An 18102-nucleotide genomic window follows, 5' to 3' on the forward strand; every position below is an offset into this window, starting at 1 on the left:
AAAATGGCGGCGGGAACCCGGTTCCTGCCGCCACGACTTTTCATGCGCGCAAAAAAAACCCGCCGTAGCGGGTTTTTCCAAGACCATGACGACTCCTTGTCGTAGCGTTCCTTGCATATGGTCGATCATCCATGATCCTGAGCACATCCTGTGCTTCAGTGGGTGAAACCAGATTACGCTTCGGATCCAATTTGTAACAGGCGATATCGCTACCATCGCGTGTAAGACATTCGCTATAAACCATCCTCCGAAAACCCTTAGACGCCTCAGGTTTCGAGCCGACTTCAGCCACTCTGTTGCTCGTGGGCTTTGGCATTGTCGATCAAAAACTGCTCGATATTGTTCATTTGCTCTTCCCAGCCACGACTGTCCATGCGGAAAGCCCTTTCGCGACGAGCCTGGGGAATGTGATCGAAACCGGACTCGGAGACCTTGAGCAACGTGCCGTTGTCCATGTCTTCGAGCTCGAATTTCACCAGGGTGGTGGGTTCCTGGGAGTAATCGACTTCAGGGTTCACGGCATACGGGTGCCAGCGAAACGAAAGCAGCCGTTCCGGCTCGACCCGCTCTACCAGTACATTCCAGCGCAAATGTTCATAACCGGGATAGGTAACCTGCCCCTGGGTCCATTCGCCTGCCACAAAACGCTTGCCTTCCAGCGCCACGCCAAACCACTGTCCGAACACTTCGGCATTGGCCAGCACACGCCAGACCTGTGAACGCTTGGCCTTGAGCAGGATTTTCCTTTCGATGCGATCAGATGCTGGGTTCATAAGTCACCTCCTGTACTTGAACAGTAGGCCAGTAAGACCACAAGACCAACTCTAAAGTTGTACCAATCGGGATGTGCAATCAACCATACCTGAGATATTCGGTTGCATTTGCGTGAATAAGTTCTGGGCAATCGCAAAGTCAGCGGGTCGAAACTGCTAACGTTCGCCCTCGAAACAGCATCGAAAAGGATAGCGACATGAAAAATCTGCGCGGCAGTTGCCTGTGCAAGGCCATCGAATACGAGCTCGATAGCCTCGACATGCCCATCAGCCACTGCCATTGCCAAACCTGCCGCAAGGCACACGCAGCGGCTTTTGCATCGACCGCCGGAGTCATGCGCGAGCATTTTCGCTGGACCAAAGGCCAGGATCGCCTGAGCCACCATGAATCGTCGCCGGGCAAGTTTCGGTATTTCTGTTCAGTCTGCGGTTCACACCTGATGGCCGAACGGCCGGCCCAGCCTCACGTGATTGTTCGGGTGGCGACGCTGGATACCGATCCGCGGATGACGCCCCAAGCGCATATCTGGACGTCTCACGATGTGCCATGGCTTGAATACGATTCGGTGGAAAAGCACGTGCAATGGCAAGCGTAGAGAGCCAAATGCCCCTCGGCGCTACACTGCACCTCTCTTTCGGTCACAGCGAGCACTCCAGCATGAACCCACGCTTACTCTTGGCGCTGACACCCCTGTTGTTCACCTCCATGGCGTTCGCCGTGGACTGCGACAACGCCAGCGATCAGGCGACGATGAACCAGTGCGCGGCGCAGCAGAACGCGGCCGCCGACAAGGAATTGAATGCGCTGTACCAGCAAATCACTTCGCGGCTCAAGAGCAACCCGGACAGCAAGAAGCAGTTGGTGGGTGCGCAGCGGGCGTGGGTTGCGTTCCGCGATGCCGAGTGCAAGTTTTCGGCATCCGGGGTGGAAGGCGGGAGTGTGTATCCGCTGATATACAGCAACTGCACCACGGAACTGACCAAGGCACGGGTTCAGACGTTCAAGAACTACCTGAAGTGCCAGGAGGGGGATATGAGTTGCCCGGTGCCGGGGGTTTGATTTTTGCTGTTTTTGCGGTGTTTTTGAGGGTCCCATCGCGAGCAAGCTCGCTCCCACAGGGGATTAGGGTGTACTCGCAATGCCGGCGTCACCACAAAAACTGTGGGAGCGAGCTTGCTCGCGATGAGGTCGGCACATTCAACATTGATGTTGCCTGACATGCCGCCATTGCGAGCAGGCTCGCTCCCACAGGGTTCAGTGGTGTTCACACAATAGTGACCACACCAAAAATCCACTGTGGGAGCGGGCTTGCCCGCGAAGGCGTCAGTTCAGGCGCCGCAATTACCGGACAAAAATCTGCGCCGTGGTAATCGCCATGTCTCCGCCCGGCAACTTGATGCTGCCCGTCTGTTTCAGGCTGTCGGCATCAAAGATCGCCACGTCGTTGAACGTCCCCGCCAGGTAGATCTTGCTGCCGTCCTTGTTGAAGGAAATGCAGTAATACGAGTGATCGAGCGTGGCGGACTGGAGCATTTTCTTCTGCTTGATGTCGTACTTGGCCAGGCGGTTGAGTACGCCAAACATCAGGTTCGGGTCCTTGGGCGAACGCATGCCGCTGAAGTAGATTTCAGTCAGAGGCCCGAAGTCGGTGGTTTCGGTCTTGCCGGTCTTCAGGTCGACGCTGAACAGGCCGTACAGGTATTCGGCGGTGGCCGGGTCCTGTTTCTTGTCCTTGAATTTCGCCGCGGTGTACAGCAGCGAGAAGTCATGCCGGTAGGTCTGCTGGTTCCACACGTAGAGCACGTCGGGCGCGCTGTAGTTCGGGCGTTTCCAGTGACGGCTGGGGATCAGTACGTCGAACTTGCCGGTTTGCACATTGACCTTGTAAACGTCCGCCCCGGCCACGTACAGCGTGCCGTCGTCACCGCTCTGCATGATGGTCAGTTGGCGCGGCGCCGGGAAACTGCGCAGCGGCTTGGCGTCCATGCCGGCATCGGTCGAATACACGTCGAGCCGTGGCTGCTGCACTTCGTAGCGATCGTTCATCATCAGCGTCGGGTTGGCGACGGTGTACAGTTCCTTGCCGTCGTGGCTGACCGTGAAGGCGAACATGGACCTGGCCTTCTCACCCGGCTTCTGGGTGATGCTGGCGTGGAACACCTGCTTGCAGTTGTCCAGTTCGACACCGTAGACATCCGCATAGTGATTGTTCAGCACGTAGGCGGTCTTGCGGTCCGGCGACAACTGCACGGAGCCGGGGCCGAAGGCATCGGGCATCTTGCAGGTCTTGAACAGCGTGTCGGTGGCCAGGTCGATCACGTGCAGGTAGTTCGGGTAGTTGGTGGTCACCATGTATTCGTGACCGACTTGCAGCGCGGTATTTTCATCGGCCAGAACACTGACAGAACAGCTGTTCAGGACGGCGAACGCGGCCAGGCCGCAGGCTTTGATGTTACGCATGCTGGAATCCTTCTTCTGTGATCACTTGTCTTTGGGGAAGACAGTGCCGAGGTTGCGCCAGTTGTCGTTGGACGCCTGGGCATCCTTGTTCCAGTCCGGGTAGGTGCTCATCATGTCGGGCACCTGGGCCGGCCACCAGCAAGGGTCGGAGCACCCGTAGAGGTCGGCCTCCATCGGCTGGCACAGCGACGACACACCGCCAAACGCATCGATTTCCCAGCCCGGGTCGGTGGTCGAGGCACAGCCCGCCACGGAACTCATGGCCACCACTTCTTCTATGCGGTTTTCATCCGCGGCCTGATCCAGCTTCAACGCTTTGTTATTGATTGCCTTGAGATGTTTCATATCAGTGAGCCTTGCGCGGAGTGATGTAACTGCTGATGAACGCAGGGTTATTGGTCATGATCCGGGTGTAGACCTCGATGCCGAAGTCGACCCAGTCACGCATCAGTTCGCAGTAGTGATAGGTTGGGTGGGTCGGATCGCCATAGCGGGCGTAGCTCTCGTGGTAGCAGCCGCCGGAACACAGGTTGCGGATCTGACAGTCTTCGCAGCCAGTGTTGGTACGGTCAAGGCGCTGGGACAGGAAGTCGTTCAACTCCACCTGTTTCACACCGCTATGGACGTTGCCGAAGGTCGGCAGGCTCGAACCGGTAAAACGGTGGCACAGGTTCAGCTCGCCCTTGTGATCCACCGCCAGCATCTTCAGGCCCGCGCCGCACGGCAGGGCTTTCTTGTGGCCTTCGTGGATGTCGGTGATGAGCTGGTGCAGGTTGGAGAAACCGATGTTGCGGTGCTCCAGCGCCGCTTCCAGGTATCGACGACCCAGCGCCTTCATGTTGGCGAACACCTGCACCAGTTCATCGCTGGTGAGATTGAAGCTGCTGATGTCGCCGGAGGTCACCGGGGCAAAGCCGACTTCGGCAAAACCCAGTTCGTTGAACAGGTGATCCCAGATGGTTTCGACGTCGGTCACGCCGGTGGTGAGCGTTACGCGAGCTCCGACCGGACGGCTGTTGTAGCGCGACAACAGCATCTCGGCCTTGCGTCGCACCACGTCATAGGTACCCTGCCCGCCCACGGTGATGCGGTTGCGGTCGTGCACGGTCTTCGGCCCGTCGATGCTAACCGACAGCCCGAAACGATGGGCATTGAGGTAATCCACCGTTTCTTCGGTGAGCAACGTGGCGTTGGTGGTCATGACGAATTCGACGAACTTGCCCGCCTCGCGAAAACGCTTCTCACAATAGTCGACCATGTACTCGATCAGCTTGCGGTTGCTCAGCGGTTCGCCGCCGAAGAACACCACGGTGAAACGCTCTTCGTCCGGGGATTCGCGCAGCAGCATTTCCACCGAGGCGATCGCCGTTTCGACGTCCATCTTCTTGCCCGCCGACGGCTTGTCGAGGTCTTCCTTGTAGCAATACGTGCAGCTCAGGTTGCAGCCGGTGTTGACGTTGAGCACCACGGTATTGATCGCCGTACGCTCGACCCGCTTGGTCGCGATGTCGGGGGTCAGCGGCGAGCCGTCGCTGACCAGTTCCAGGGCCATCAGCTCGCGCAGGGTCTCGGTGATTTCCTCGCCGTTGAAACGCGCGGCCAGGCGCTGGATCAGGTCGTCCGAGGAACAACCTGGCCCGCGCAAGGTGTCGATGATGGTGCCCGTCAGTTCATCGCTGGCGAACAGCGAACTGCTGGGGATGTGAAACAGCATGCGGTCGGCATCGACCTGCACTTCGTGCAGGTTGCGTTCGACCAGATTCAATATAGCGCCCATGGCAAACCTCCTGTGCAGGCCCCGCTTGGCGGGGCTTGCGGTCATTCCGAAAAGTGTCTGAAGCCTGTGCCGTCAGCCAACTCACGGAATGGGTGGATTGTTCCAGCGTTGCACGGTCACGATCAGGTGGCCTTCGCCGGTCAGGGATTTCCCTGCATCGTCGACGGCGGCGATCACCTTGAGGTTGCCGGCATTGTTGGTGGACATCTTGCGTGCAGGGTTCGGCCCGGCATCGCCCGGAGTGAACACGCCAGTGTCGGCCTGCATGGTGCCGGCGAACTTGACGTCTTCGTCTTCCTTGGCGCGGTCGTCGAAGGCTTCGACCTTCCACTGCGCCGGGAACACACCGATGCGGTACGGCTTGCCATCAGCGCCCTTGCCCCAGGCTTCCGCGTCGAAACGGCCCTGGACTTTCGGCGTCGAACCACCACCCTCGCCGATCCGTGCCACCGAGAATTCCGGCACAATCTTGACCGAGGCGATCTTGCTATACACCGACAGGCTCGGGCCCTTTAGCGTGCCGACGCTGACCGCGCGCACGCCCGGTTGGGCATTGGCGGCGGCCTTGAGCTTGACCTTGATCCGCTCAGGGCTCTGCTCGACCACTTCGAGCAATTCCACGCCTTTGCCGAAGTCCGGCTTGCCGGTCAGGCCGCTGCCGATCAGGGTCACTTCGGTTTCACTGCCGGCCTTCAGATAACCCGGCTGCACCGCCAGCAAACGGTTGGAGCCTTGCTTGGCGGCGACGAAGTCCAGGCCACGCTCGTCGTGTTCGGCCTCGAACATCCGGCCTTGCATCGCATTGCCCTGGGCGGCAAACACCTGGCGCATGGTCACGCCATCGATGGTCACGTTGCCGCGCCATTCGTAGCCGGTGTAGAGGATTGCACTGCCGTCGCCGTTGAACGGCGTGCCGTCGGCGTACTGGCCTTTGACGCTGACCTTGAAAGTGTCGCTGCCATCGGCACTCACGGTCATTACACCCGCCAGCTCACCCTTGCCCGGCAAGTGGCCGCTGAAGCTCCAGTCGCCCACCAGGGCATCGGCTTTCGGCGCGACGCTCTGCCATTTTTTCCAGGCCGGGTTGTCCAGCGGATAACGCTTGGCCAGCAGCGGTACCATCTCTTTGCGGGCCATATCGAACCAGTCGCGGTCCCGGGACAGCGCCTGGTATTCCAGGGATGGCCATTGGCCGAGGTGGAAGTTCACCAGACGCTCCCACTCCTGGGCCGGACGCCGTTGCAGGGCGACCCGCGCACCGGAGTGGCAGCGGCCGCACATCTGGCTTGTCTGGTCGTCGAACTGCTCGACGGTATTGAGCCGGCGCTCCAGTGCATAGCGCACGCCGTCGGTTTCGCTCGGCGCCAGGCCCTGGGTGTCGGCCAGGTATTTGACCAGCGTGCGACGGTCCTCATCACTGATCTGCAAACCGTGCATGGTCTGCATCCGGGCAATGCTCATCAGCCAGCCTTCCGGCGTTTTGCGCTGGTGGCTGATGCGGCTGAGGGCGTTATCGGCTTCGGGGGTGTGACAGCCCTGACAGGTTTCCTTGAGGATGGTCTGGGCGTCGCGGGCTGCCAGGCTATGAGGCGAATGCAGCGCTACACAAGCGGCTACGGCCAGCAGGCTGGCGCTCATGCCTGATCGGAGTTTTCTCTTCATCAACGTCGAACCTCGCACGGTGCGTTCTTATTGTTGTGGCTTATCGTTTTTATGGTTTCTGCCGCCGGCGTTGATCCGCTGACGGAGGCAAGAGAAACGTCTGCGATGAGCAATACACGGAGCGTGCCAGCTTATTAATATCTCAATGAATCAATGACTTGTGACTATTAACCGGTTTTTTTCGGGAGACGTCATGGGCGTTGCACGTTTAATTTCGCGACAACTGTTTCACTCTGAGACAAGCATAGTTTTCTGTAGGAGCGAGCCTGCTCGCGATGGTCGTTAACGATATCGCGTGCTTACAGGCTAAACGTAGTGCTCTTTCGTCCATCGCGAGCAGGCTCGCTCCTACAGGGTGTTGTGTTCGGGGCGTCTCACGTCGTCGCAATTTGCGACGTTTATCGATCTCACGGTGATCCGGAAAATATCTGTCACCCCACTAGATCGGGCCTTCGGGCCGAAAAAACACAACTGGCACAGGCATTGCGAAAGCCCGGTTCTCACGAACAACAAGAGGCCTCGCCAATGTCGCTCCCAAACCTGCTTCCCGCCACTTCGGCATTCATCCAGCGCGCCCCGCGCATGCTCATCGGCGGTGACTGGGTCGAGGCCGCCGACGGCCAGACCATGCCCCTGCACAACCCGGCCACCGGTGAGGTGCTGTGCGTGGTGCCACGGGCAACACCGGAAGATGTCGACCGTGCGGTGCTCGCCGCCCGCCAGGCGTTCGACGATTCGGCCTGGACCCGCACCCGTCCCCGGGAGCGGCAGAACCTGCTGTGGAAACTCGCCGACCTGATGCAGCGCGACGCCGAACTGCTGGCGCAGCTGGAATGCCTGAACAACGGTAAAAGCGCGGCGGTGGCCCAAGTGATGGACGTGCAACTGGCCATCGACTTCCTGCGCTACATGGCCGGTTGGGCGACCAAGATCGAAGGTTCTACGGTTGACGTGTCGGCACCGCTGATGCCCAACGACCAGTTCCACAGCTTCATCCGCCGTGAAGCGGTGGGCGTGGTCGGTGCCATAGTCGCCTGGAACTTCCCGCTGTTGCTGGCCTGCTGGAAACTCGGCCCGGCCCTGGCCACCGGCTGCACCGTGGTGCTAAAACCCGCCGACGAAACCCCGCTGACCGCACTTAAACTTGCCGAACTGGTGCTGGAAGCCGGTTATCCCGAAGGCGTATTCAACGTGGTCACCGGCACCGGCATCACCGCAGGTTCTGCCTTGACCCACAACCCGCTGGTGGACAAGCTGACCTTCACCGGCTCCACCGCCGTCGGCAAGCAGATCGGCAAGATCGCCATGGATTCCATGACCCGGGTCACCCTGGAACTAGGCGGTAAATCACCAACCATCGTCATGGCCGACGCCGACCTGAAAACCGCCGCGGCCGGGGCTGCCAGCGCGATCTTCTTCAACCAGGGCCAGGTCTGCTGCGCAGGCTCGCGGCTGTATGTGCAGCGCAAGCACTTCGACAATGTGGTGGCGGACATCAGCGACATTGCCAACGCCATGAAACTCGGCAACGGCCTGGACCCAAGCGTCGACATGGGGCCCTTGATCTCGGCGCGCCAGCAGGAACGCGTCTACGGGTACATCGAAAAGGGCCGGGAAAGCGGCGCGACCATCGCCTGCGGTGGCGAGCAGTTCGGGCCTGGGTTCTTCGTCAAGCCAACGGTAATTGTCGACGTCGATCAGAAGCACTCACTGGTGCAGGAAGAAATCTTCGGCCCGGTGCTGGTGGCCATCCCGTTCGATGACGAAGCCGATGCCCTGCGCATGGCCAATGACAGTCCGTATGGGTTGGGCGCGAGCATCTGGTCCAATGACCTGGCGGCGGTGCACCGGATGATTCCGCGCATCAAGTCAGGCTCGGTGTGGGTTAACTGCCACAGCGCCCTGGACCCGGCGCTGCCGTTCGGAGGCTACAAGATGTCCGGGGTCGGGCGTGAGATGGGGTATGCGGCAATCGAGCATTACACCGAGCTGAAGTCGGTGTTGATCAAGTTGTGATTCGTAGCGTCCTTCAGGCCGCCTTCGCGAGCAAGCCCGCTCCCACATTGGAATGCGTTCCCCTGTGGGAGCGGGCTTGCCCGCGAAGGCGCCCCCACAGCCACTACGCCACTGTTTCGCGGCCCTGTGGTTGACCCACCCCATATTTTGCGCCGGCCCGAAGCGCGTGACGAAGCTTAAGGGCCGGCCGTTCGACGCAGTAGTACGAAACGCCGCTGAGCAGCAACGACAAGGCCAGCACTGTTGCAACAACGGCCCCATCGTAGGCAACCGACCAGACAGCGTGCAGGAAGTACATCACCACATAGTGATTCAGGAACACGCCGTAGCTGATATTGCCGAGGAACTCGTCAATCCGGTGAAACCTGAGCTTTGTCAGCAGGTACACGGCGGGCACACCCAGCGCTATGCCGGCGGTCACTTCGGCATTGAACGGTCGGCGCTCTATCCATCCCGCCATGATGGCCGCAAACATCAGGGCCGCCACCACGGCGGTGCCGGCAGCGATCGCCAAATCCTTCGGCTGCGCTTTGTACAGGTAGCTGCCGCACAGGAACATGAACAGCACACCCGGCAATAGACGGTAGCCGTACAGGTCGGTGTTGATGAAACCCAGGCACGCGGCCATGAAGACGACGACGGATAGAGCAAACGCAACGCCCCGCGCCCTATAGATGATCAGGAAAGGGATCATCAGGTAGAAGCACATCTCAAGCCCCAAAGACCAGGCCGGCGGCAAGATCCACGATCCCGCCGCGCCGAACATGTAGAAGCCGAGTGGCACGATAGCCAGGCTTGCGGCGATGTTTCGCAGCGTCAGCTCGGCGGCTTGAGGCGTGCCGGGCAGCAGGAAATAGATCACCGCACAGGAAACCACGAAGTAGAACAGGAATTGAGGATAGAGCCGCAGGGCGCGGTCCAGGTAGAACAGGCCGACTTTCTCCGGCGCCTTGTAGTTGCGTTCGATCAGCGAGGTCATCACGAAACCGCTGATGATCAGGAAAGAAATCACGGCAATCACGCCGGGGTTTAGCCCCATGAACGTTTTGCCCATATGAGAAACGGCCACCAGAACGGCCAATAGCAGACGATAAGCTCCCACTTACACCCCAACATTCCTTGTCATTATGGCGCGTAAATTACGATGCTTTGCGCTGGGAGAACAGGCTTTTTCGCCGTATCCGGACATTCTTCATTCAGGGTTTGAAACCCTGGCCCAGCAACCAGCTGCGAACCATCCGCCCCTGCTCCACCGTCAGCCCGGCCAACACCTGATCCGCCGGCTCTCCCTGCTTTAACCTCTGCACCAACGCCGCCACCTCAACCCCATGCACATGCCAGATACCCAGCGGTTGATCCACCGTGATCACCACCTCGGCTTCATCGACCAGTCCATCACGCAACACCGGCGCCCGTTCAATCCTCAGCGCATTGAAATCCGCCTCGGCATGGGCCACCTCGGCATCCGGCCAGCTCCGCCGTGCCTGCCAGAACGGCTGGTCCGGCCAGCGTTGCTCATCGGCATAAAAATCCCGGCCGATCCGCGCAAACCGCAAAAACAACTGCTCCACCCGCTGCTGGTGGAAACGCTGGGCCAGAGCCGTTCGTTCGGGTTTGCACAGCAGCGTGTTGATCACCGCAGGCGCCTGCAACGCCGAAGACAAGGACTGAAAGATCCCGTTGCCCGACAATGGGTCCACCGCCATTGCCGCATCGCCGACCCGAATCCAGTTTTCGCCACACACCTGCGGGCTCAGAATCGCCGTGCTGCTGCGGGCGTGCAGTTGTAGATCGCTTTGCGCTGCGCCAGCGAAAAATGCAGTGGCCAGCCGCGAACCCTCGCGCCGCTGTCGGCAGTAATCGAGCAACATAGCCTTGCCCGGCAACCCGGCACTGGCCACATCCACCGTCCATTGCCAGTAACACTGGCCGTCGGCGCGCCGCGCCATCCACGCCCAACCGTCCTCAAGGCTTTCCACTGCGCTGGCAGTGCTGCCCGGCGAACCCTGCCAGCGATTGAGCAAGCTGACGGTCTCGGGCCCACGCAAGCCTTTGCCGATAGCGGGGGCCTGTCGTCCTCGGGCCTCTACGAGAAACGGCGCGAGCAGTGGTTCGCGGCCGTCGATTTCGATTCGGTGGCCATTGGTCGATGACTGAACCGTCAGCACCCGGCCTTCGATCAACTCGACCCCCGCCAGGCGCAAATCCTCACGCAGGCCTCGGTCAAACAGCGGACGGTCGAGCAAGTATTCGATGTTCTGCGCATGCTGCTGGCCATTCCAGTTAACCTGGCGTTGAGAAGGCAGCGCTGCTTGCGCCAACGCCTGGTGCAGGCCCGCGCCGCGCAAAGCCTCGAGAACCCGTACGGACACGCCTTCGAGCGCCGCAAACCGGCGCCATTCGCTGATCAGCGTGACGCCATGGCCCAGCCGCTTCAAACCCAGCGCGACCGCGGCCCCCGCCGGGCCGGCGCCCAGAATGACGATGTCGTTCACGGCCCGAAACGCCGTTCAGGACCACGGTAACGGGCATGCTCGCGCAACCACTCGATGACTTGCTCATTGCTGGCACCAGGCTGTTCGACGAGGAACCCGGCAATGTGTCCGCTCAAGGCGGCACAACCGAGGCTCGCCCCGGATTGCCCCGGGTAGGTGCCATGCACACACGCGGCGAAATCCGCCTGGGCGCTGTTGAGCCACGACCATTCGTGCTCGGCGCACCGCGCATCGCCGGTCACCCGCAACACCTGCGGATAGTTCGCCGGAAACACCCCTTCCCCTTGGGCCGGGCTCGACGCACACAGCAGCACGCCCCGCGCCACCGCCGCCGCGCAGGCCGCGCGCAACAGGCTGCGATCCTGGCGCAGGCCAAGGCTCAAATTGATCAGTCGCACGTCCTGCGTCAGCAGCCAGTCAATCGCCGAGGCGATCTGCAAGGCGCTGGTGACACCCCGCTGGTCGAACACCTGAGCCACGCAAAACAGCGCCGAGGGTGCACGCCGGCCAATGGCCTCGATCACCGCACTGCCATGCCCCAGCGGGTCTTCGCGCAAGTCACCCTCGGCCAGGCCGTCTTCGAGCAATGAAAAGCGTCGACCGGCGATCACTTGCACCCGTTGTGCCGCCGAGTGACCGCTGTCCACCACACCAATGCGCAACTCAGGTTTCATGCAGCACCGTTTTCGAGGTCAGTACGCCGTCGAGCAATTCGAAGCGCAGGTCGGCGTCGGCCAGGGTTGAAGGGCGATGGCTGATCAGGATGCGCGTACGTCCGGCAAACAGGCGGTCGATGGCGTCGATGACCTCGCGTTCGGTGGCTTCATCCACTGCGGACGTGGCTTCATCGAGCACCAGGATCAGTGGGTCCTGCAACAGTGCCCGGGCAATCGCGATGCGTTGTTTCTGCCCGCCGGACAACTGCTGGCCCCGCTCGCCCAAGGGACTGTCGAGACCTTCGGGCAAGGACTCGATCAGGCTGTCGAGTTGCGCCAGTCGCGCCACGTCGGCAATCGCCTCGCGGCTGGCGTCCGGTGCCGCGTAGGCCAGGTTGTCGGCGAGGCTGCCGCGAAACAGCACGATGTCCTGGCTGACGATGGCGATGCGCCGACGCAACTGGAACAGATCCAGCTCGCGCAGATCGACGTCGCCCAGCAGTACCCGGCCCGATTGCGGATCGTGATGACGTTGCAGCAGGTCGATCAGGGTGGACTTTCCCACGCCCGAGCCGCCGCTGAGGGCCACTTTCATACCGTAGGGAATCCGCGCCTCGATGCCGCGCAGGGTCGATTGGCGGCCGGGATGGGCGAAGTGCACGTTGTCGAACCAGAGATCGCCGCCAGTGGGCATTGCCCTTGGCGTGGCGGGCGTCAACACCGTCGGTTGTTCGCCGCGCAACTCCATGACCCGGCCAAGGCTGACGGTCATCCGCTGGATCGCGACGTAGAGCCCGAGCAGGCTTTGCACCGGCCCCACGGCCATGCCCAGGTAGGTGGAAAACGCAATCAGGGCGCCGAGTTGCCAGGTGCCCTGCACCACCCAGTAACCGCCGATCAGAAATGCGCAGGCGCGGGACAGCGAGGTCAGGGTACCGGGCACGGCCTGGGTGAAAAACTCGGTGACTTGCAGGCGCAGCAACTGGCTCATGTAGCCCTGCCCCAGCGTCTCGAGGCGTCGCGCTTCGCGCTGTTGCTGGCCGGCGGACTGGATGAACTTCATCACCGGCAACGTCTCGACCATGAACGACGACATGTCCGCCGAACGCTCGCGCAACTGCCGCACATCGCGCTCCACCTTGCGCCGCATCCAGCGCAGCCAGAGCACGTCGAGGGGAATCAGCACCAGGGCCAGCAACGAGAGTTTCCAGGACAAGGTCAACAGCATCGCCACGGCCACCACCAGGCCGATCACGCTGGACACGGCCGAGAACAGCGAGTCCACGGCGAACCGCTGGATTTCCGCGACATCGCCATCGAGGCGCGACATCAGGTCGCCGATACGCCGCTGGCCGTAAAAGCTCGGCGACAGGGTTTGCAAATGCCGGTACAGGTCATCGCGCAGGGCAAACAGCATGCGCCCGGACAGTCGCGTGTGCAGGTAGCGGTTGATGCCCGAAAGTGCCGTGCCCAGCAACCCGGCAACGATCATCAGCCCGGCGATCATGACCAGCATCGGGAAGTTGCGCGCCAACAGGCCATCGTCGATCAGCAGTTTGGTCAGCCACGGCTGCACCAGCACCAGCGCCGAGGCGCAGACCGACAAACCCAGCAGCCCGGCAATCGCCAGGCGATGGGGTCGCACGAAGCTGTACAGCCAACGCAATGCCGCTTGCAGAGCCTCGGGGTTCTGGCTGTCGATCAGCCGAACGATCAAGCGCTGCATCACGAACGCAACTGTTTGAGCTTGCGATAAAGCGTCGCGCGGCTGATGCCCAGAGCGTCGGCGGCGGCCGAGACATTGCCCTGGTGCGTGTCCAGGGACTGACGGATCAGCTCCAGTTCGTTTTCCCGGATGCTGCCGGCCTGGGGCCGTTCGCTGGTGGTCAACTCGTCGAGCATGCTGTCGGGCAAGTGGTCGAGGGTCAGCACGGTGTCGCCCGGTTCGCGCATGGCCAGCGCGGTGCGCAGGACCATCTCCAGTTGGCGGATGTTGCCCGGCCACTGATAACCGTTGAGCAAGCGATCGAGATCATCGTGCAGGACCACGGCGGGTGCGCCCAATGTCGTCAGCATGCGAGTGACGAGCGCGCCGAAATCTTCGCGTTCGCGCAGGGCCGGAAGCATCACGCTGATGCCATTGACCCGGTAGAACAGGTCCTCGCGAAAGTGTTTTTCTTCCACCAGACGCTTGAGGTCGCGGTGGGTGGCGCAGATCAGCGCGACGTCGATGTCCTGCTCTTCGCCTGCACCCAGGGGCGCGACCTTGCGATCCTGCAGCACCCGCAACAACCGGGCCTGCAAAGCCAAAGGCATGTCGCCGATTTCATCGAGGAACAAGGTGCCGCCATGGGCCTGCTGCAAACGCCCGACCATGCCGCCCCGGCGTGAACCGGTGAACGCGCCTTCACGATAGCCGAACAGTTCGGACTCGATCAGGCCTTCGGGAATGGCCGCGCAGTTCACCGCCACGAAGGGTTTGTCGCAGCGCGCTCCGGCCATGTGCAGGGCGCGGGCGATCACCTCTTTACCGGTGCCGGTTTCGCCCAGTAACAGGACCGGCAGTTCATTGGCCAGGCCTTGACGGGCCATGCGCAAGGCACGGGCGTAGCGGGTATTGCTGCCGGCCAGCGCTTCCAGGTCCGGTTGCGCCTTGGCCGGTTTCGCGACTGTGCGCGGCGGGCTGCTGACGTTGATCGAGCGTTGCGGCGCGCGCAGGGTCTTGTAGAAGAATTCACCCTTGGCGGTTTGCAGGCTGCCGGCTCCACCCTGATGCAGACGCGCCAACAATTGCAGGCCGTCGACTCCGAGAAACTCTTCGCAGCGCCGACCGACCAGGGCCGAGCGCTCGGCGTGGAGCAACTGGCAGGCCTGGGCGCTGACCGCCAGGATCTGCCCGCCGAGGCTCACGGCCAGCAGGCCTTGCCACGGGGATTCCAGATATTGCCTGCGGCTGTGGAAGGCCAGGACGATTTCGTCCGGATAACTGGCGTTGAACACTCGGCTTTCGATCTGGCTGACCGCCATGGCCAGCAGCGCAGTGCTGTCGTGGGCACGGCCGAGCGGGCCTTCGCGGGTCAGGTCGAGGACGCCGAGAATGTCACCCTGGGGGCAATGGATCGGCACTGAAGTGCAGGAAAAATCACTGAGGCGATCCAGGTAATGTTCGCCGCAATCGATCAGGGTCGGCCGGGCTTCCACCAGTGCCGTGCCCAGGGCGTTGGTGCCGCGAACCGCTTCGCTCCAGCAGGTGCCGAGGGTAATGTCCTGCAGGCCGCTGCCCTTGAGACGGTCGGCGCGGCCTTCGACGGCGAGGATGGTGGCGTCGGAGTTGGCGAGGATGATCAGCCCTTCCTTGCCCTGACGCTCGGCCAGGTAATCGATGGCCGGCAACGCGGCGTCGATCAGCAAGCGGTTGCTGGCCAGCAACACGTCGAGGCTGGCACTCGATTCCAGCGCCAGCTCATGCTTGGCATTGAAATGCACGCCATGGCTGAGACTGCGTCGCCACGAGGCATCGATTTCCGCACGCAGGACGCCATCCGGCACTTCGCCTTCCAGGTGCAACTTTTCCCGAGCCAGCCGGGCTTCGCGATGCAGTTTGGGGGAGTTTGTTTTTATTGGCGTCATCAAGCGCTCCGGGTCATCCACCCTGCGCCTTCATACGTCGGCGCCCTGGAGCAATCTTTACGTTAACGTCAGGGCTATGGCAAGTCCTGTGGCGAGGGGGCTTGCCCCCGTTCGGCTGCGCAGCAGTCGTAAACCGACGAACGTCGTATTTGCAGGAATACAAGGTCGCTAGTTTTGGGGCTGCTGCGCAGCCCTACGGGGGCAAGCCCCCTCGCCACAACTCAGAGCTGCCACACCTCGGCATTCACAAAAAACGCCCGGGCATTATCCTCCAGGCTCTCCAGGTGATACCCGCCCTCCTGCACAATCAGGCACGGCAACCCGAGGCTGCGAATGCGCTCACCGAGCAGGGCAAACCCTTCGCGGGTCACCGCTACTTTGCTTTGCGGGTCCAGCTCGAAAATATCGAAGCCCAGGGACAGCACCAGCACCTCGGCGCCGAAGTCCTTCAGCGCCTTCAGCGCTACTTCCAATTGCCCGAGAAAAACCGCCTCGCTGGCGCCATGGGCCATCGGCAGGTTGAGGTTGAAACCCTCGCCTGCACCGACACCACGCTCTTCGGCAAAACCTGCGACCCCCGGATAGAAGTTGGTCGGATCGCCGTGCACCGACACGTAGAGCACGTCATCGCGGTCGTAGAAAATCTCCTGAATACCCTGGCCGTGGTGCATGTCGGTATCCAGCACCGCTACCCGCGAAAAACCGGCGCGCAATACCTGCGCCGCCACCGCCGCGTTGTTCACATAACAGAAACCACCCGCCGCTTCGGCCCGGGCGTGGTGACCCGGTGGCCGGCACAGGGCATAGGCTGCCGGCTCGCCATCGAGCAAAGCCCGGGCACCGGCGATGGCGCTTTGCGCCGACCAGTAGGCCGAACGCCAGGTCTGCTCGCCCACCGGGCAACTGCCATCGGCCAGATAGCGCGCCGCTTGCGCGAGAATCCCGCGCAGGGCATTGGGTTCGCGGACAAAGATGTTCGACATCACCTCGTCGCCCCAATCCTCGGGAATCTCTTTCCAGCGCTGATGGGCTTCCTGCAGGAACGCCAGGTACGGTGCCCCATGCACCGCCAGCAGCGGATCGAGCCCGGCATCGTTCGGTTGCTCAACGGCAAAACCCAACGCGTGAGACGCCTGCACCAGGCGCTGCGCACGCTCCGGTACTTCCTGCGGCGTGCGCATCTGGCCACGGGAGTAGTAGCTGCGTGGGTGGTGGAGCAATTGTTCGGGATGGAAAAAACTGCGCATGGAGTGAATACCTGTCAGTTAACTTGGATCTTGAACCCAGCCGCGCCCCACTGTGGGAGCGTGCTTGCTCGCGATGAGGTCAGCACATTCAACATTCATGGCGACTGATCCACCGCTATCGCGAGCAAGCTCGCTCCCACATTGACTGCGTTTATTCAGTTTTTACCGCGCGGGCCAATACGGCATTGAGCAACACATCGGTGCCCTGGCGCACATCCTCGGGCAGCACATCTTCCGCTTCGTTATGGCTCAGGCCGCCCACGCACGGGATGAACACCATCGCTGTCGGGCAGTACCGCGCCAGGTGGATCGCATCATGTCCGGCGCCGCTGACAATCGATTGTTGAGCGTAGCCCAGGGCGTCCACGGCCTGTTGCACCGCCGCCACGCAGTCCACGTCGAACGGCGTCGCCGGGCTGATCCAGTGCGGGGTGATCGCCAGTTTCAAACCGCGAGCGTCGGCAATCGCCTGAAGCCGCGCACGGACCTTTTGTTCCATGGTCTCGATGGTTTCATCACGGTGATGACGCAGGTCGACGGTGAAGTTCACCAGCCCCGGAATGGTATTGCGCGACGATTTGTTGATGCTCAATTCACCGACCGTGGTCAGGCCTTCGGGAGCGAAGTCCGCCGCCAGGACTTCGATGGCCTGGATCATCTGCGCCACGCCGTACAAGGCGTCCTTGCGCAGCGGCATAGGCGTGGTGCCGGCGTGGGCCGCCATGCCTTCGACCCGTACGTCGAGCCAGCGAATCGCCTGGCCGCCACTGACGACGCCGATGCTCTTGGCGTTGTCTTCGAGGATCGGCCCTTGCTCGATGTGGGCTTCAAAGTACGCATCCACCGCGCCGCCGAGCGGGCGCTCGCCGGCATAACCGGTACGTTGCAACGCCTCGGCGACGCTGATCCCATCGATATCGCGCACCGCCAGCGCAGCGTCCAGATCCATGATCCCGGTGAACACCGCCGAGCCGAACATCGCCGGGGTGAAGCGTGCGCCTTCTTCGTTGGTCCACACCGCCACTTCCAGCGGCTTGCGGGTCTGGATGCCCAGATCGTTCAGGCAGCGCACCACTTCCAGACCGGCGAGCACGCCGTACACGCCGTCGAAACGCCCGCCTTCGGGCTGGGTGTCGAGGTGGCTGCCCATCATCACCGGCGCGGCATCAGGATCGGTGCCGGCGCGGCGGGCAAACAGGTTGCCGATGGCATCCACGCTCAGGGTCATGCCGGCTTCGCGGCACCAGTGGGCAAAGAGTTCCCGACCGGCCTTGTCCTCGTCGCTCAGGGCCAGGCGGCAGCTGCCGCCACGGGCGGTGGCGCCGATTTCGGCCATCGCCATCAGACTCGCCCAGAGGCGTTCGCCATTGATCTTCAACATGTGT

The 18102-nt window shown here is 61.8% G+C and carries 15 protein-coding genes; 3 read left to right on the forward strand and 12 right to left on the reverse strand.

All coding sequences use genetic code 11. The annotated features are described in order from the left end of the window. Positions 1-284 precede the first annotated feature (284 nt). Positions 285-773, reverse strand: coding sequence for an SRPBCC family protein (locus J4D25_RS16830; protein ID WP_057713927.1), 489 nt, complete (start codon positions 771-773; stop codon positions 285-287). A 197-nt stretch (positions 774-970) separates the two neighbouring features. Here J4D25_RS16830 and J4D25_RS16835 point away from each other — a divergent pair, with 197 nt between their 5' ends. Together J4D25_RS16835 and J4D25_RS16840 are read left to right on the forward strand one after the other, a co-directional pair. Then, complete coding sequence (locus tag J4D25_RS16835) at positions 971-1369, forward strand: GFA family protein (RefSeq protein WP_057713926.1); 399 nt, start codon at positions 971-973, stop codon at positions 1367-1369. Between the two features lie 62 nt (positions 1370-1431). Continuing rightward, positions 1432-1833 carry a lysozyme inhibitor LprI family protein gene (locus J4D25_RS16840; RefSeq protein WP_057716582.1) on the forward strand — a complete coding sequence of 134 codons (402 nt, stop codon included), beginning with the start codon at positions 1432-1434 and terminating at the stop codon, positions 1831-1833. A 282-nt stretch (positions 1834-2115) separates the two neighbouring features. Here the strand turns inward: J4D25_RS16840 and peaD are convergent, their stop codons facing one another. The 4 genes from peaD to peaA form a co-directional block, all read right to left on the reverse strand. Continuing rightward, positions 2116-3234, reverse strand: coding sequence for a quinohemoprotein amine dehydrogenase subunit beta (peaD, locus tag J4D25_RS16845; RefSeq protein ID WP_057713925.1), 1119 nt, complete (start codon positions 3232-3234; stop codon positions 2116-2118). Positions 3235-3255: 21 nt separating this feature from the next. Next, on the reverse strand, positions 3256-3579 hold the full coding sequence (gene qhpC / locus J4D25_RS16850; RefSeq protein ID WP_008016081.1) for a quinohemoprotein amine dehydrogenase subunit gamma: 324 nt from the start codon (positions 3577-3579) through the stop codon (positions 3256-3258). A 1-nt stretch (position 3580) separates the two neighbouring features. Continuing rightward, a complete protein-coding gene (gene peaB, locus J4D25_RS16855; RefSeq protein ID WP_057713924.1) occupies positions 3581-5011 on the reverse strand; it encodes a quinohemoprotein amine dehydrogenase maturation protein in 1431 nt (476 codons plus the stop codon). A gap of 81 nt (positions 5012-5092) precedes the next feature. Continuing rightward, positions 5093-6673: a quinohemoprotein amine dehydrogenase subunit alpha gene (peaA, locus tag J4D25_RS16860; RefSeq protein ID WP_057713923.1), complete on the reverse strand. Its 1581-nt coding sequence runs from the start codon at positions 6671-6673 to the stop codon at positions 5093-5095. A 525-nt stretch (positions 6674-7198) separates the two neighbouring features. Between peaA and J4D25_RS16865 the strand changes: the two genes are divergently transcribed. Further along, on the forward strand, positions 7199-8689 hold the full coding sequence (locus J4D25_RS16865) for an aldehyde dehydrogenase (RefSeq protein WP_057713922.1): 1491 nt from the start codon (positions 7199-7201) through the stop codon (positions 8687-8689). A 103-nt stretch (positions 8690-8792) separates the two neighbouring features. Here the strand turns inward: J4D25_RS16865 and J4D25_RS16870 are convergent, their stop codons facing one another. From J4D25_RS16870 to J4D25_RS16900, 7 genes are all read right to left on the reverse strand, one after another. After that, on the reverse strand, positions 8793-9791 hold the full coding sequence (locus J4D25_RS16870; protein WP_057713921.1) for an acyltransferase: 999 nt from the start codon (positions 9789-9791) through the stop codon (positions 8793-8795). Between the two features lie 94 nt (positions 9792-9885). Further along, on the reverse strand, positions 9886-11184 hold the full coding sequence (locus J4D25_RS16875) for a lycopene cyclase family protein (RefSeq protein ID WP_057713920.1): 1299 nt from the start codon (positions 11182-11184) through the stop codon (positions 9886-9888). Further along, entirely contained in the window at positions 11181-11858 is a 678-nt protein-coding gene (locus J4D25_RS16880) for a S8 family serine peptidase (RefSeq protein WP_057713919.1), read from the reverse strand. The genes J4D25_RS16875 and J4D25_RS16880 overlap by 4 nt, the downstream gene beginning before the upstream one ends. After that, positions 11848-13566, reverse strand: a complete 1719-nt coding sequence (locus J4D25_RS16885; RefSeq protein ID WP_057713918.1) for an ABC transporter ATP-binding protein — start codon at positions 13564-13566, stop codon at positions 11848-11850. Before J4D25_RS16885 ends, J4D25_RS16880 begins: the two co-directional genes overlap by 11 nt. After that, a complete protein-coding gene (locus J4D25_RS16890) occupies positions 13566-15470 on the reverse strand; it encodes a sigma-54-dependent Fis family transcriptional regulator (protein WP_057713917.1) in 1905 nt (634 codons plus the stop codon). Before J4D25_RS16890 ends, J4D25_RS16885 begins: the two co-directional genes overlap by 1 nt. Positions 15471-15691: 221 nt before the next feature. Continuing rightward, positions 15692-16717, reverse strand: coding sequence for a histone deacetylase family protein (locus J4D25_RS16895; protein WP_057713916.1), 1026 nt, complete (start codon positions 16715-16717; stop codon positions 15692-15694). 151 nt (positions 16718-16868) lie between these two features. After that, complete coding sequence (locus tag J4D25_RS16900; protein WP_057713915.1) at positions 16869-18098, reverse strand: Zn-dependent hydrolase; 1230 nt, start codon at positions 18096-18098, stop codon at positions 16869-16871. Positions 18099-18102: the final 4 nt, after the last annotated feature.

Source organism: Pseudomonas sp. GW456-L13, from assembly GCF_017350115.1.
Lineage (GTDB): Bacteria > Pseudomonadota > Gammaproteobacteria > Pseudomonadales > Pseudomonadaceae > Aquipseudomonas > Aquipseudomonas jessenii.

Excerpts from the sequence above, each read along its gene's own strand:
- J4D25_RS16840 (WP_057716582.1), top strand. The coding sequence starts at position 1,432 with ATGAACCCACGCTTACTCTTGGCGCTGACACCCCTGTTGTTCACCTCC.
- J4D25_RS16890 (WP_057713917.1), bottom strand. The coding sequence starts at position 15,470 with ATGACGCCAATAAAAACAAACTCCCCCAAACTGCATCGCGAAGCCCGG.
- peaD (WP_057713925.1), bottom strand. The coding sequence starts at position 3,234 with ATGCGTAACATCAAAGCCTGCGGCCTGGCCGCGTTCGCCGTCCTGAAC.
- peaA (WP_057713923.1), bottom strand. The coding sequence starts at position 6,673 with ATGAAGAGAAAACTCCGATCAGGCATGAGCGCCAGCCTGCTGGCCGTA.
- peaB (WP_057713924.1), bottom strand. The coding sequence starts at position 5,011 with ATGGGCGCTATATTGAATCTGGTCGAACGCAACCTGCACGAAGTGCAG.
- J4D25_RS16900 (WP_057713915.1), bottom strand. The coding sequence starts at position 18,098 with ATGTTGAAGATCAATGGCGAACGCCTCTGGGCGAGTCTGATGGCGATG.
- qhpC (WP_008016081.1), bottom strand. The coding sequence starts at position 3,579 with ATGAAACATCTCAAGGCAATCAATAACAAAGCGTTGAAGCTGGATCAG.
- J4D25_RS16830 (WP_057713927.1), bottom strand. The coding sequence starts at position 773 with ATGAACCCAGCATCTGATCGCATCGAAAGGAAAATCCTGCTCAAGGCC.
- J4D25_RS16895 (WP_057713916.1), bottom strand. The coding sequence starts at position 16,717 with ATGCGCAGTTTTTTCCATCCCGAACAATTGCTCCACCACCCACGCAGC.
- J4D25_RS16835 (WP_057713926.1), top strand. The coding sequence starts at position 971 with ATGAAAAATCTGCGCGGCAGTTGCCTGTGCAAGGCCATCGAATACGAG.
- J4D25_RS16885 (WP_057713918.1), bottom strand. The coding sequence starts at position 13,566 with ATGCAGCGCTTGATCGTTCGGCTGATCGACAGCCAGAACCCCGAGGCT.
- J4D25_RS16865 (WP_057713922.1), top strand. The coding sequence starts at position 7,199 with ATGTCGCTCCCAAACCTGCTTCCCGCCACTTCGGCATTCATCCAGCGC.
- J4D25_RS16880 (WP_057713919.1), bottom strand. The coding sequence starts at position 11,858 with ATGAAACCTGAGTTGCGCATTGGTGTGGTGGACAGCGGTCACTCGGCG.